The 12,791-nt window shown below is 73.1% G+C and carries 12 protein-coding genes; 5 read left to right on the top strand and 7 right to left on the bottom strand.

Features of this window, described 5'->3' with window-relative positions; translation table 11 throughout:
* The first annotated feature begins 22 nt into the window (after positions 1–22).
* The gene (locus LCN96_RS32975; protein WP_311131971.1) at positions 23–874 is read left to right on the top strand and encodes a metallophosphoesterase family protein; all 852 of its coding nucleotides are present in this window, start codon (positions 23–25) and stop codon (positions 872–874) included.
* On the opposite strand, the gene LCN96_RS32970 is transcribed toward LCN96_RS32975, so the two are convergent.
* Together LCN96_RS32970 and LCN96_RS32965 are read right to left on the bottom strand one after the other, a co-directional pair.
* Positions 869–1,999: an aminotransferase class I/II-fold pyridoxal phosphate-dependent enzyme gene (locus LCN96_RS32970; protein WP_225266330.1), complete on the bottom strand. Its 1,131-nt coding sequence runs from the start codon at positions 1,997–1,999 to the stop codon at positions 869–871. The genes LCN96_RS32975 and LCN96_RS32970 overlap by 6 nt on opposite strands.
* Entirely contained in the window at positions 1,996–2,622 is a 627-nt protein-coding gene (locus LCN96_RS32965; RefSeq protein ID WP_225266329.1) for a helix-turn-helix transcriptional regulator, read from the bottom strand. The genes LCN96_RS32970 and LCN96_RS32965 overlap by 4 nt, the downstream gene beginning before the upstream one ends.
* A gap of 109 nt (positions 2,623–2,731) precedes the next feature.
* Here LCN96_RS32965 and LCN96_RS32960 point away from each other — a divergent pair, with 109 nt between their 5' ends.
* Both LCN96_RS32960 and LCN96_RS32955 read left to right on the top strand, forming a co-directional pair.
* Positions 2,732–3,304, top strand: a complete 573-nt coding sequence (locus tag LCN96_RS32960; RefSeq protein ID WP_225266328.1) for an ArsR/SmtB family transcription factor — start codon at positions 2,732–2,734, stop codon at positions 3,302–3,304.
* Positions 3,301–4,740: an MFS transporter gene (locus tag LCN96_RS32955; RefSeq protein ID WP_225266327.1), complete on the top strand. Its 1,440-nt coding sequence runs from the start codon at positions 3,301–3,303 to the stop codon at positions 4,738–4,740. Before LCN96_RS32960 ends, LCN96_RS32955 begins: the two co-directional genes overlap by 4 nt.
* Here the strand turns inward: LCN96_RS32955 and LCN96_RS32950 are convergent.
* The 3 genes from LCN96_RS32950 to LCN96_RS32940 form a co-directional block, all read right to left on the bottom strand.
* A complete protein-coding gene (locus LCN96_RS32950; protein WP_225266326.1) occupies positions 4,730–6,358 on the bottom strand; it encodes a hydantoinase B/oxoprolinase family protein in 1,629 nt (542 codons plus the stop codon). The two genes, LCN96_RS32955 and LCN96_RS32950, sit on opposite strands and share 11 nt — an antisense overlap.
* Positions 6,355–8,379 (bottom strand): hydantoinase/oxoprolinase family protein, encoded by a 2,025-nt coding sequence (locus LCN96_RS32945; protein ID WP_225266325.1) that lies wholly within the window; start codon positions 8,377–8,379, stop codon positions 6,355–6,357. Before LCN96_RS32945 ends, LCN96_RS32950 begins: the two co-directional genes overlap by 4 nt.
* A gap of 121 nt (positions 8,380–8,500) precedes the next feature.
* On the bottom strand, positions 8,501–8,896 hold the full coding sequence (locus LCN96_RS32940; RefSeq protein ID WP_225266324.1) for a hypothetical protein: 396 nt from the start codon (positions 8,894–8,896) through the stop codon (positions 8,501–8,503).
* 81 nt (positions 8,897–8,977) lie between these two features.
* Here LCN96_RS32940 and LCN96_RS32935 point away from each other — a divergent pair, with 81 nt between their 5' ends.
* Positions 8,978–9,598, top strand: coding sequence for a YigZ family protein (locus LCN96_RS32935; protein ID WP_225266323.1), 621 nt, complete (start codon positions 8,978–8,980; stop codon positions 9,596–9,598).
* A 100-nt stretch (positions 9,599–9,698) separates the two neighbouring features.
* Here the strand turns inward: LCN96_RS32935 and LCN96_RS32930 are convergent, their stop codons facing one another.
* Entirely contained in the window at positions 9,699–10,928 is a 1,230-nt protein-coding gene (locus LCN96_RS32930) for an isochorismate synthase (RefSeq protein WP_225266322.1), read from the bottom strand.
* Between the two features lie 218 nt (positions 10,929–11,146).
* Here LCN96_RS32930 and LCN96_RS32925 point away from each other — a divergent pair, with 218 nt between their 5' ends.
* On the top strand, positions 11,147–11,983 hold the full coding sequence (locus LCN96_RS32925) for an SGNH/GDSL hydrolase family protein (protein WP_225266321.1): 837 nt from the start codon (positions 11,147–11,149) through the stop codon (positions 11,981–11,983).
* 33 nt (positions 11,984–12,016) lie between these two features.
* Here LCN96_RS32925 and LCN96_RS32920 read toward each other — a convergent pair whose 3' ends face one another.
* On the bottom strand, positions 12,017–12,730 hold the full coding sequence (locus tag LCN96_RS32920; protein ID WP_225266320.1) for an HNH endonuclease family protein: 714 nt from the start codon (positions 12,728–12,730) through the stop codon (positions 12,017–12,019).
* Between the last annotated feature and the right edge of the window lie 61 nt (positions 12,731–12,791).

Raw genomic sequence — 12,791 nt, 5'->3', positions numbered from 1 at the left:
GAACCCCCGGAAGGAGATCCCCTTGGCGGAGGCGGAGCTGTCAGGCGCGAGCAGGTTGCTGGCGGTCAGCGACCTGCACATCGGCTACCCCGAGAACAGGGCCATCGTGGAGGAGCTGAAACCCGTCACCCCCGGCGACTGGCTGCTGGTGGCGGGCGACGTGGGGGAGCGGCTCGACGGCATCGCGTGGGCGCTGAGCCTGCTGGCGAGCCGGTTCGAGCGGGTGGTGTGGGTGCCGGGCAACCACGAGCTGTGGACGGTGCCGGGCGAGCCGCCCGAGCTGCGGGGCGTGGCGCGTTACGAGCACCTGGTGCGGATGTGCCGTGAGCTGGGCGTCGTCACGCCGGAGGATGAGTATCCGGTGTGGGCGGGCGCGGGCGGGCCGGTGCGGATCGTGCCGCTGTTCCTCCTGTACGACTACACGTTCCTGCCGCCTGGCCACCACACCAAGGAGAGCGCCCTGACCTACGCCCACAGCACGGGCGTGGTCTGCACCGACGAGTACGTGCTGCACCCCGACCCGTACCCCTCGCGGGACGCCTGGTGCCGTGCCCGGGTGGCGCTGACGCAGCGGCGGCTGGCGGAGCTGGACGACGACGTGCCGCTGGTGTTCGTCAACCACTACCCGCTGGTACGCGAGCCGACGGACGTCCTGCGTTACCCGCAGTTCGCGCAGTGGTGCGGCACCACGGCCACGCGCGACTGGCACCGCCGCCACCGCACGGCCGCGATGATCTACGGTCACCTGCACATCCCGCGCGAGACCTGGTACGACGGGGTGCGCTTCGAGGAGGTCTCGCTCGGCTACCCGAGGGAGTGGAAGCCCCGGCCCGGCAACCGCCGCCTGCTGCGCGACGTGCTGCCGAGCTCATAGCCCCTTGAGGTGGGCGGCGAAGGCGTCCAGGGCGGGTCCGGGGTCGGCGCGTCCGACGCCGATCCTGAAGCGGTCGGCGGGCGTGTCCGTGAGCTGCGAGCGGTAGATGCTCGCGGGCAGGAGCAGCACGCCGGCCTGCTCCACCAGGCGGGTGCAGAACGCCTCGACGCCGTCGCGCCCGAGGTAGCGCGGGAAGGCGACGCAGCCGCCGTCGGGCGCGCGCCACTCGAACAGGTCGCCGAACTCGGTGAAGAACGCCTCGAACCGGGGCAGGTTCGCGGCGATGATGCCCCGGTTGCGCTCCAGGATCCGGTCCCTGGCCTTGATCGCGATCCGGGCGAGCACCTCGCTGGGCGCGGAGTTGCAGATGGTGGTGTAGTGCTTGGCGCGTTCGAGGCGGGCGCGCAGCTCGCGGTCGCGGCAGGCGATCCAGCCGATGCGCAGGCCGGGCAGGCCGAGCGACTTGGAGGTGACGTTCAGCGACAGCGCGGTGGGCGACAGGTCGGCGGCCTGCGGCAGCGTGCGGGCGGGGTCGAGCTCCAGGCCCCGGTAGACCTCGTCGCTGAACAGGTGGATGCCGCGCTCCTGGCACATCGTGGCGAGCCGGGCGAGGTCGGCGGCGGGGATGAGCGCGCCGGTGGGGTTGTTGGGGAAGTTGATCGACACCACGCGGGTGCCCGGCCGCAGGGCCGCCTCGACGGCGTCGAGATCGAGCGCCCAGCCGTGATCGGGGTCGAGGGCGACGCCGGTGACCTCGCACAGCGACAGGGGCACGGTCTCGGCGGCCTGGTAGTCGGGGGTGATCACGACGGCGTGGTCGCCGGGGCCGAGCAGCACCTGCATGGCGAGGTAGAGCGCCTCCTCCGCGCCGGAGAAGCAGATCACGTCGTCGGCGCCCACGTGCTCGTACGTCTCCGCGATGGCCTGCCGCAGCCCGGGGTCGCCGAACGTCTCGGTGTAGCCGAGGGTGAGCGTCTCCCAGGCGCGCAGGTCGTCGGGGCCGGCGAGGGCGAGCAGCTCGGCCATGCTCATGGTCTGGGCGTCGGAGGCGGTCAGGTGGTGCCGGGCGGTGAACTCCCAGCGGGAGAAGTAGACCTCCAGCCGGAAGTCGGGCAGTCGGCTCATGGTCGGCTCCTTCTGAGGTCGGCGAGCAGCGCGTACAAAGTGGATCGGGAGGTCCTCAGCGCGCCGGCGACGACGGGCACGGCGCGGCGCACGGCGAACACGCCCGCCGCGTCCAGCTCGGCCAGCACGGCGAGGCGGTCGTCGCGGGTCAGCCGCTCGACGGCGCGCCCGTGCTCGCGGACGTAGCCGCCGACGACCTGGTGCACCCGATCCGTCCAGTCCTGCTCGAACAGGGCCTCGGGGCGCGGCGCGGTCGGCGCGGCGAACGCGGCCAGCAGCGCCGCCGCCTGCTCCAGCGGGGTGCGGTCGAGGTTCACGCACAGCACGGCCGACGGCTCGCCGCCGTCGTCGCGCAGCACGGCGCTGACGGAGGAGAGCCGCCGCCCGTCCGGCAGCGTCTTCTCGTACGGGCCGTGGACGTCGTCGGCGGCCGGGTCGAGGCGGTCCAGCTCGCCGAGCATCGACGGGTCACCCGCGCCGCGCCTGGTCAGCGGGTTCCAGACGGCCAGGACGCGGTCGGTGGCGGGGTCGTGCAGCACCACTTCGGCATGCGGGGCCAGCAGCTTGGCGATGGCCGCGCACACGGGCGACCACGCCCGCACGCGCGGGTCTGTCTGCGTCACGCGTCGGATGATATGTCCAGATCGGACGTTTACTCCAATCCAGGAATCGCCAACACTTCTTCGCGAAGAACTCTTTGCGAAGGAGTGTTTGCGGTCTAGTCTCCGGAATGTGACCGAACCCGACAAGAACGTCGTCGTCCTCGACGCGAAGGGCCTGCGGGCCCTGGCCCACCCGGTGCGCGTGCAGCTCGTGGACCTGCTGCGCAAGCACGGCCCGTCCACCGCCACCCGCCTGGCGGAGCGCCTCGGGGTGAACTCCGGCACGGCCAGCTACCACCTGCGCAGGCTCGGCGCGGCCGGGTTCGTGGAGGAGGACCTCGAACGCGGCAACGCGCGCGAGCGGTGGTGGCGCTCGGTGCACCGCATCACCCGGCTGAGCGACGAGGAGCTGGCCGAGAGCGAGCCGGAGGCGGTGCTGGCGTACATGCAGTCCATCGCCGCCCTGTACAACCTGCGCACCCAGCAGGCGCTCAACGAGATGCAGACCATGCCGAAGGAGTGGCGCAACGCGCTGGACCTCAGCTCGTACGCGCTGCGCCTGACCCCGGAGGAGGCGGCGCGGCTGCGCGCGGACCTGCACGAGGTGATCGCCCGCTACCGGCGCGACGAGCCGGGTGCGCCGGCTCCCGAGGGCGCGGCCCGGGTCTCGCTCATCACCGAGGTCCTGCCGGAGCCGTCGTGAGGTCGCGGTCGCTGGCCGGGGTGCTGGCCGCCATCGCCGTGGCGCTGACCGGGACGCGGGTGTCGGCCATCGCGCTGCCCTGGTTCGTGTACGTGAGCACCGGGAGCGCGGCTCAGACGGGGATGGTGGCGTTCGCCGAGATGGCGCCGTACGTGCTGGTCAAGGCGCTGTCCGGGCCGATCATCGACCGGGTGGGGCCGCGCCGGGTGTCGTGGGTGACCGACGTGGTGAGCGCGGCGGCCGCGGCGGTGGTCGTGCTGCTGCATGCGCTCGGGCTGCTGTCGCTGGGGACACTGGTGCCGCTCGTGGCGGTGATCGGGGCGGCCAGGGGGCCGGGGGACCTGGCCAAGGAGGTCATGGTCCCGGAGGCGGCGGAGCGCGGGTGGGTGCCGCTGGAGCGGGCGACCGGCTTGATGGGGGTCACCGAACGGCTGGCGCAGACGGTGGGGCCGGCGGCCGGGGGCGCGATCGTGCTGGCGTTCGGGCCGATCACGAGCCTGGGGTTGAGTGCCGGGTGTTTCGGGCTGGGCTCGGTGATCGTGGCGTGGGCGCTGCCCCGGGGCATGGGACAACGGGGGCAACGGGGGCAACGGGGGCAACGGGCGCTCGCGCGTGAGCCGGCCGCCGGGCGGGGGGTGGAGGAGGGGTATTGGCGGCGGTTCCGGCAGGGGATCGTGTTCCTGCGCGGCCAGCCGCTGCTGCTCGCCCTGATCGTCGTGGTCGGGATCACGAACCTGCTGGACGCGGCCTTCTCCCAGGTGCTCGCGCCCGTGTGGGCCAAGGAGTCGGGGCACGGGCCCGCCGTGCTCGGGCTGACCAGCGGCGTGATGGGGCTGACGGCGGTCGGCGGGAGCCTGGTCGCGGCGGCGGTGGCGCACCGGATGCGGCGGCGGCCGGTGTTCTTCGTGGCGTTCCTGCTGGCCGGGCCGCCCCGGTTCCTCGTCCTGGCCGCCGATCTGCCGGTGTGGGGGATCATGGCCGTGTTCGCGGTGGGCGGGTTCGCCGGGGGGTTCCTGAACCCGATCCTGGGGGCGATCACGTACGAGCGGGTGCCGCGCTCGCTGCTGGGGCGGGTGGGGGCGCTGCAGACCTCGCTGGCCTGGGCCGGTATCCCGCTCGGCGGGCTGCTGGCAGGGGCGGCGGTGTCGCTGGCGGGCCTGGCACCGGTCCTGCTGGCCTGCGGCGCCGCCTACGCCGTGGCCACCGGGGTGACCGGACTGCGCCCGGAGTGGCGCGAGATGGACCGGCTGCGGGGCCGCCCCGCCGCCCCGGCACCAGAGGAGAGCACCGGCCCCGCCCCCTCGGCCCCCGCACCGGGCGCGGCGAATCGCAGGCCGGGTGCGGTGCGCCGGGGGCCGGGCGCGGCGAATGGCGGGCCGGGTGCGGTGCGCCGGGGGCCGGGTGCGGTGGCCGGCGTGCCGGAGGTCAGCGAGTGATCATGCCCTGGGCGCGGTCGGCCGCCGCAGCCTCGGCCGCGCGCAGCTCCGGCGGCCCGTAACCGCCACCGCCGCCCGACTCGCACCGCAGCACGTCCCCGGCCCGCACCGGCAGCGCGTTGGCCTTCAGCATCTCCCGCTCCCGATCCGTCCCCGGGTTGAGCGTGACGCGCGGGGGCGCGCCCGCGAGGCCGCCCGCCAGCCCCCACGCCGGTGTGACCGACCGCTCGAACCACAGCGACAACGAGGTGTCCCCGCAGAACTCGTATTCCCGCACCACCCCGTTCCCGCCGCGCCACCGCCCGGCCCCGCCGGTGTCCGGCCGGATCTCGTAGCGGGTGACGCGGACCGGGAACAGCGTCTCCAGCACCTCGATGGGCATGTCCCGCAGCGACCCGTTGACGTTGTTGATCAGGCAGGTCTCGCCGTCGCCGCCCTCCCACGCGCCCCACCCGCCGACGGTGGCCTCCTGGGAGACGTAGAGCTTGCCGGTGCGCGGGTCCGTCCCGGTGAACTGCACGATCATCGAGTCACCGTACGAGGCGGCCGCCGCCTTGTCCGGCAGCGCCGGGGCCAGCGCCTTGACCACCAGGTCGATGAGCAGCCCCAGGTGCGAGTAGTAGTACTGGCACGCGGCCGGCGACTCGGCGGCCAGCATGGAGCCGGGCCTGGTCTCGACCGACAGCGGCCGGAACGAGCCCCCGTTGAGCGGCACGTCACCGGAGACCAGCAGCTTGTAGCCGACCCGCACGGCCGCCACCGCCTGCGCCGCGCCGCAGTTGACCGGGCCGAGCGCCTGGTCGGCGCAGTCGGTCAGGTCCACGTGCATGCTCTGGCCCGACACCGTGACGCGCACGGTCACCGGCAGCGGCGTGGCCAGGTCGATGCCGTCGTTGTCGAGGAAGCCCGACGCCTCGTACACGCCGTCGGGGATGGCCGCGATGGCCGCCCGCTCCATGCGCTCGGTCTGGGCGAAGATCTCGTCGCGGGCGGCCAGCACGGTCTCCAGGCCCCACCGGCCGATGATCTCCTTCAGCCGCCGCTGCCCGGTCATCGCGCAGCTCACCTGGGCCCGCAGGTCGCCGAGGGTGGCGTGCGGGAAGCGGACGTTGCGGGAGATGACCTCATGCGGGTCGCGGCAGGGCTCGCCGCCCGCGTACACCTTCACCGGGCCCAGCCGCAGGCCCTCCTGGAAGATGGAGGTGGAGTCCATGGAGCCGCCCGGGTCCTTGGAGCCGACGTCCAGCCAGTGCGCCCGCGAGGCGGCGAACCCGGCCAGCTCGCCGTCGGCGAAGATCGGCCCGTAGACGGTGACGTCGTTGAGATGGGTGCCGCCGATGTAGGAGTCGTTGAGCACCCACACGTCGCCCTCCTGCCAGACCTCGCGCCCGTACAGGCGCTCGGTCTCGCGGGTGCACACCTCCAGGTTGCCCAGGAAGATCGGCAGCCCGGACGACTGGCCGAGCACGTTGTGGTCGCGGTCGAGCAGCGCGACCGCGCAGTCCTTGGCCTCGTAGATGACGGGGGTGTAGGAGCTGCGGATGAGGGTGGTGTTCATGTCCTCCGCCGCCTGCAGCAGCGCGCAGCGGATGATCTCGGTGGTGACGGGGTCGATCACGTGTCCACTTTCAGGATGAGGAAGCCGTTGTCGTCCACGGTGGCCAGGCAGCCGGGCGGGATGACCGTGGTCGCGGTCTCCTCCACCACGATCGCCGGCCCTGCCAGCTCGCCGTCCAGGCTCGCGCGGCGCAGCACGGGGGTGCGGTGCACCGCTCCGTCGAAGATCACATCCCGTACGTCGGGAGTCTCCTGCCCGGCGGCGGCGACGGCCGGGGCGGCGGTGCGCGGGAACGAGCCGAACCCGGTGCTGCGCAGCATGACGAACTCCACGGGCGCCTCCGGTGTGGCATGCCCGTAACGCGCGGTGTGCGCCTCGGCGTACCGGGCCGCGATCTCCGCCAGGAACCCCGGCTCGGCCGGCTCGGAGGCGTCGCGCAGCGGCACGGTGAGCGTGTAGTCCTGGCCCTCGTAGCGCAGGTCCACGGCGTGCTCCACCCGCCGCCGCTCCGCCGGGACGCCCTGCCCGGCGAGCGCGTCGAGCGCCTCCCGCTCCAGAGTCACGAGATTTCCGGACATGTCGGCGCCGTCGAGCGTGTCCTGCGGCCGGAAGTACGGATGCGTCAGATCCCTGCGCACCTCCGCCTCCAGCATCCCCCACGCCGAGAACGCCCCGGGGAAGCGCGGCACCACCACCTCGGAGATGCCCAGCTCCCGCGCGATGAACGCCGCGTGCATCGCCCCCGCGCCGCCGAACGCCACCAGCGCGAACTCCCGCGGCTCCACCCCGTGCTCCACGGTCAGCGTACGGATCGCCTGCGCCATCTTCGCGTTGGCCACGTCGCAGACGCCCTCCGCCAGCGCCAGCGGATCCAGCCGCAGCTCCCCGGCCAGCTCCGCGACCGCGACCCCGGCGGCCTCCACGTCCAGCTCCATCAGCCCGCCCGCGAACCACGCCGGATCCACCCGCCCGAGCACCACGTTCGCGTCGGTGACGGTCGGCTGCGTGCCGCCCCTGCCGTAGCAGGCGGGCCCCGGCACCGCGCCGGCCGACTCGGGGCCGACGCGCAGCGCGCCCGCCTCCGCGTAGGCGATCGAGCCGCCGCCCGCGCCGATCGTGTGCAGGTTCACGATCGGCATCAGCACCGGGTAGCCCTCGATACGGGCCTCGCTGTTGACGTCCGGCCGGCCGTCCACGACCAGCGACACGTCGAAGGAGGTGCCGCCCATGTCGACGCAGATCACGTTGCCGCGGCCGAGCAGCCGGGAGGCGGCCACCCCGCCCATCGTGCCGCCGACCGGCCCCGACAGCAGCGTCTGCAGCGGGCGGCGCCTGGCGTAGGAGGCGTTCACCAGCCCGCCCGACGACTGCATCACGTGCACCGGCACGGCCAGCCCGCGCTCGGCGAAGCGCCGCTCGATCCCGGTCAGGTAGCGGCGCACCACCGGCCCGGTGTAGGCCTCCAGCACCGCCGACGACGTCCGCTCGTACTCCCGCCACTCCCGCGCCACCTCGTGCGAGAGCACCACCAGCACGTCCTCGCCCAGCTCGGCCCGCAGGATCTCACCGGCCCTGACCTCGTGCGCCGGGTTGACGTAGGAGAACAGCAGGCACACCGCCACCGCGTCGAACCCCTCGGCCCGCGCCCGCCGCGCCGCCGCGCGCACCGACTCCTCGTCCAGCGGCGTCAGCTCCCGCCCCTGGTAGTCGAGCCGGCCGCCCGCCTCCATGACGTCCTGGCGCGGCACCAGCGGCTCCGGCTTGCGGTAACGCAGGTCGAACATGCGGTCCCGGTTGCCCCTGGCGATCTGGTAGACGTCCCGCCCGCCCCTGCTCGCCAGCAGCAGCACCCTGGCGCCCTTGCGCTCCAGCAGCGCGTTGAGCCCCTGAGTGGTGCCGTGCACGAAGAACGAGATGCCCGCCGGATCGTCCACGACCCGGCCCAGCGCGGCAAACACGCCCTCGGCCAGATCGCCCGGAGTGGTGGGCGCCTTCGAGGCAGTGACGGCACCCGACCGCTCGTCGTAGCAGACGACGTCGGTGAAGGTGCCGCCGATGTCCATGGCGACGCGATAGCTCATGCCGAGAACCGTACGAGGAGTCAGGGCCCGCCGCGGTGTGCGGGCCGCACATCCCCGCCCGGCCGGCAGTGCATCCCGCCGCATCCCGCCGGCAGTGCATCCCGCCGCATCCCGCCGGGGTTCAGCGGGCGGATTCGATCCGGTTGGCGTCGCCCGTGACGATCAGGCCACTGTTGTGACCCCCCACTGCCACCGACCGCTCACCGGAGGCGGTGACCGGCACGCGCGAGAGCATCGCGGCCACCTCCCGGCGCAGCAGCGGATCGGCCTGGAACTCCGCCAGGATCGCGCGCCGCAACGCGGCCCTGCCCGACTCGTCGTCGGGCTTCGCGCCGGCCACCCGGCCGATCACCCGGTGGGCCTGCGCGTCTCCCCGCCCGAAGACGCGCTGCAGAATGCGTGAGCCGCGGGCCACCTCCGTGTCCGCGGCCAGCTCGCTGGTCTTGGCCAGCACCCCGGTGCCGTAGGCGTCGATCGCCGCCGTGACGAAGGGCATGACATCATCCGCAGTGTCCATGAGACCCTCCCAATAGGTCCGTATGGAATGACGAGATGGTAGCTCCCGAAGTTCCGGCGGCGAGGGCATACCCTTGCGAATGTGCCTGCCTCGTACCTCACCTTGAAGACCGTCGTCGAGCACGAGACCGAGGCGCGGCGCTCGCGCTTCATCTGCGCGCTGGCCCCGGCGAGCACCGTCGAGCAGGCCGCCGCCTTCATCGCCGAGCGCCGGCGGCAGCATCCCGCCGCCACGCACAACTGCACGGCGTACGTGATCGGGGAGCGCATCCAGAAGGGCGACGACGACGGCGAGCCCGGCGGCACCGCGGGCACGCCCATGGTGCAGGCGCTGGTCGGCAGGGGGTTCAGCGACGTAGTGGCGGTCGTGACGCGCTACTTCGGCGGCACCCTGCTGGGGGCGGGCGGGCTGGTGCGCGCCTACGGCTCGGCGGTCACCGAGACGCTCGACCGGGCCGACCCCGTGCGCATGGTCCCCGCCAAGCTCGTACGCGTGGCGGTCGCGCACGATCAGGCCGGGCGGGTGGAGAACGACCTGCGGGCCTCCCGCCACGCGGTGCGGGAGGTGACGTACGCCGGCCAGGTCACCTTCGACGTGGCGGTGGGGGACGACGAGGTGGCCGCGTTCGCCGACTGGGTGGCCACGCTGACGGCGGGCCGGGCGCGCGTGGAGATCGGCGCCGACCTCCACGTGCCCGCCTGAATGGCCCGCCTGAATGGCCCTCCTGAGTGGCCCTCCTGAGTGGCCCGCCTGAGTGGCCCGCCTGAGTGGCCCGCCTGAGTGGCCCGCTCGGGAGGCTCTCTCAGCCCTCCAGCGCGTACTGCATGACGCGGAACTTCGCCTGCGCCTCGGCCAGCTCGGCGGCCGGGTCGGAGTCGCCCATGATCCCGCCGCCCGCGAACAGCCTGGCCCGCCGCCCCTGCACCAGCCCGGAACGCAGCGCGATGCCCCACTCGCCGTCGCCGTTGGCGTCGATCCAGCCCACCGGACCGGCGTAGCCGGCGCGGTCCATGCCCTCCAGCTCGCGGATGACCTGGATCGCCGTCTTCGTCGGGGTGCCGCCGACGGCCGCCGTCGGGTGCATGGCCGCCACCACGTCCAGCACCGACGCCCCGTCGGCCAGCCGCCCGGTGACGTGGCTGGCCAGGTGCTGCACGTTCGGCAGCATGAGCAGCTCGGGCTCGTCGGGCGTGGTCAGCGCGGAGCACAGCGGCGACAGCGTCTCGCGTACGGAGGCGATCGCGCACTCGTGCTCGTGCCGGTCCTTGGCCGAGGCGAGCAGCGCCGCCCCGCGCGCGAGGTCGTCGGCGGCGCTGGTGCCGCGCGCGGCCGTGCCGGCCAGCACCAGCGACTCGATCTCCTGCCCCGTACGCCGGATCAGCAGCTCAGGCGTGGCCCCGACCAGGCCCGCCACTGAGAACGTGTAACACTCGGGATAGCGGGCGGCCAGCCTGGACAGCAGCAGCCGCACGTCGATCGGCCGCTCGGCGGTGGCGACCAGGTCGCGGGCCAGCACCACCTTCTCCAGCTCGCCCTCGCGGATGCGCCGCGCGGCGCGCGCCACGACGTGCTCCCACTCGGGCGCGGTCAGGCTGCCGTCGCCGTAGCTGATCCGGCCCGGGTCGCGGACCGGGGTGAACGTCTCCAGCGGCGCGTCGCCGATCGTGGTCAGCCAGGCGTGGCCGTCGCGGCGGGCCAGCAGCGCCCGCGGGACCACGAGGACGGAGCCGTGGGCGTCCTCGTCGAAGGTGAAGCTGCCGAAGGCGACCGCGCCGGAGCCGGGGGTGCGCACGTCGTCGTGCACCTGCGCGTCCCCGAGCACGGTGGCCAGCCACTGGCGGGCCCAGGCGAATCTGCCGGGCCCAGGCGGCACAGCCACACGGGCGGCCTCTCCCCAGCCGACGAGGCCCTCTCCGTTTCTGATCCACGCGTAGGGGGCCGTACGGGGGAGGGAAGCCAGCAGGTCACCGGGGTCGCCGACAAGGGTGGTGCGAACCGGCAGCGGGCGGGTTGTTCCGAGCGCGACACTCACCCAAGACACTCTATGCGGGAACTGAACACGTTCGACTCGGACCCCCGTGAATGCGCGGTTACGGGCAAAGAACCCACAAAAAACCGGATGCCAAGGAGTATTGGGACGGACCAGATCCGGTCTGGACTGTCAAGCGGCGATATGAAGTCGGTCCTGAACTGGCAGGCCTTGCCCCGAGGCCATAGTGGGGCGTTGATCGGCTCCCTACCTTGGTGCTCATGATCGCTCGCCTGGGGCCCGTGCTGGCCGCCGCCGTCGTCCTCACCGGCATGCCGCCCGCGCTGGCCGCAAGCTCCGCCCAGCCCGTGCCCACCGTCATGGCCGCTCTCGGCGACTCCATCTCCACCGGCTTCAACGCCTGCGGGTGGTACGTCTCCTGCACCGCCCGCTCCTGGTCCACCGGCGACAGTGCCGAGGTGACCAGCCACTACGCCCGCCTCACCAAGCTCTCTGGAACGCTCCAGCGGCACAACCTCAACTACGCCGCCCCCGGCGCGACCAGCGCCGACCTGCTCGCCCAGATGAGGAAGGCGGTCGCGGCCAAGGCCGACTACGTGACGATCCTCATCGGCGCCCAGGACGCCTGCACCCGCACCGAGCAATCGATGACCCCCGCCGCCACCTACCGGCAGCGCCTGGACACGGCGCTGGCCGAGCTGCGCCGCGGCGTGCCGGGGGCCAGGGTGCTCATCGCCAGCATCCCCGACGTGCGGCGGCTGTGGCAGGTCGGCAAGGGCAACGCGCTGGCCCGCACGTTCTGGACGACCGGGCGCATCTGCCAGTCCATGCTGGCCGAGCCCACCTCCACCAAGCGGGCCGACGTGCAGCGCCGCAGCCGGGTGCGGGCCCGGGTGATGGCCTTCAACCACGCCGCCGCCTCGGCCTGCGCCGCGTACGGGCCGCGCTGCCGTACCGACGGGGGAGCGGTCTTCTCCTACCCGTTCACGCTCGACCACGTCAGCAAGTGGGACTACTTCCACCCCAACACGGCGGGGCAGCGGGTGCTGGCCGAGCGCACGTACGCCCGCGGCTTCTCCTGGATCGACCCGCGCTGAGCCGGCCATCGGCTCGCGCCGATGCTGCCCGCGTCAGCGGCACTGCGCGAGCATGGCCTTCTTGTCGGCCGGTGTGACCGGGATGTCGTACTTCAGCGCCACCTGGGCCCACCGGGTGACGTAGGCGCACCGCACGACCCGCTGGGGCGGCAGCCAGTTCGAGGGCCCCGAGGCGTCCTTCTCCTCGTTGGTGTCGCCGTCGACGGGCAGCAGGTTGAGCGGGTCGTTGGCGAAGTCCAGCCGCTTGGACATCGGCCACCGCGGCGCCCCCATCCGCCAGCCGTAGTTCAGCGGCACCACGTGATCGACCTGCACCTCGTCGGCGTTGTCCTTGTGCCAGTGGATCAGCCGCCCGGTGTAGGGGTCGGTCAGCTCCATCGACACGACCTCGCAGCTCGACCCGGCCCTCAGCTTCACATTCCGCCCGTCGCGGGCCAGCAGGTCGTCGCGGGTGCGGCAGCCGTTGCGCGCGTACGGCACCCCGGTCGCGTCGTCGGCCCAGTTCTCGCCGTACCGGGTGCGCGCGTAGCCGGTGTTGGGGCCGAGCTCCTTGACCCGCAGGCGCTTGATGAGCCCCCGTGCCTCCGACTTCTCGGTGTCGGAGATGATGGGGGCCAGACCCGGCAGAGTGCCGCTGATGTTGCCCAGGGGGCTGGCCGCCGTCGCCGGCGGGGTCTTGGCGCTGCCGATGAAGGAAATGACGATGATGGCTCCGGCGAGGACCGCGACGGTGTCCTTGGTGCTCAAACGTGCCTCCGTGAGCTCCAGGTTGTCTAGAGAAATTCCCGGCATCGGCTGTTCTGACACG

Origin of the sequence: Nonomuraea gerenzanensis (genome assembly GCF_020215645.1) — a bacterium.
Classification (GTDB): Bacteria; Actinomycetota; Actinomycetes; order Streptosporangiales; family Streptosporangiaceae; genus Nonomuraea; species Nonomuraea gerenzanensis.
Note: the sequence above shows the minus strand (reverse complement) of the source record. Positions and strands in the feature narration are given on the sequence as shown.